This window comes from Kitasatospora misakiensis (assembly GCF_042656005.1).
GTDB classification, from domain to species: domain Bacteria; phylum Actinomycetota; class Actinomycetes; order Streptomycetales; family Streptomycetaceae; genus Kitasatospora; species Kitasatospora misakiensis.
In genome coordinates this window covers 1-986 of the sequence record NZ_JBHSOF010000137.1, presented here as the reverse complement: position 1 = coordinate 986, position 986 = coordinate 1, and the positions used below count along the sequence as shown (strand labels likewise).

General features: G+C 68.6%; 1 protein-coding gene. It reads right to left on the bottom strand.

Annotated elements, in window-relative coordinates; translation table 11 throughout:
• Positions 1 to 19 precede the first annotated feature (19 nt).
• Positions 20 to 871, bottom strand: a complete 852-nt coding sequence (locus tag ACFP3U_RS36920; RefSeq protein ID WP_380230156.1) for an IS5 family transposase — start codon at positions 869 to 871, stop codon at positions 20 to 22.
• Positions 872 to 986: the final 115 nt, after the last annotated feature.

Sequence of the window (986 nt, the reverse complement as noted above, 5' to 3'; positions counted from 1 at the left end):
AGACCGACCGGCAAATGGATCACTTGAGACGCCGGGTGGTGGGGCGGCTGGGCCAGCGGTAGCGGTTCGCCGCGCGGCGGATGAGCATGCGGAGCGTGACGAGGGCGGCGGCGAGGTGGAGGTAGAAGTCCACAACCTCGCCGTTCCTCTCGGTGCAGCGCCGGAGCTTGCCGTAGTCGTTCATCCACGAGTGGGTGCGCTCCACCACCCAGCGCTTGCCGGCCTGGATCGGAGCGGGCATGCCCTTGCGTGCGATCTCGGCTGTGAAGCCCAACTCGGCTATCAGTGAACGTGACTTGGCGCTGTCGTAGCCGCGGTCGAGGTTGACGTTCACTCTGTCCGGCATCGCGCCGACCTGCTCTTTCGCCGCGTCCAGGGTGGGCCCGAGCAGGGGTGAGTCGTGCCGGTTCGCGCCGGCGGAGACGATCCCGAGCGGGACACCGCAGGCGTCGGAGGCGACCGAGCGTTTCAGTCCCTGCTTGCCCCGGTCGACCGGCGACCGCCCGGCTCTGTCGCCGCCGGAGGGGGCTTTGGTGATGCAGCCGTCCACCGAGATCTCGCTCAGCTCGAGGCCGATCACGCGGTCGTACGCCTCAAGCGCGAGGGCGTGGACTTGCTGGGATATTCCCAGTTCAGCCCACTGTTTGACGCGGCGTCTGATGGTGCGGTCGGAGCAGCCGGGGGTGGATATGCGCTCGTAGCCTGAGCCGTGGACCAGTGCGAGCACGACGTGCTCGAAGACCGTCCGGTCGGCGATCCGGCGACGGTGGCAGCCCAGCGGGTGGTCCGCGGCGAACTCACGCCGGACGGGCAGGAGAGCTGCGAACTGGTCCCAGAGGGGTTCGAGCAGGCAAGATGGCAGCGCGGGCACGGCCGTCCTTCGTGATCACTGAGCGTAGAGAACTCCATGATCACGCGGACCCGTGCCCGCACTGCATCCACCCTGCCCGGTCGCCCGACAGCGGCTGCCTATTGCCGGTCGGCCT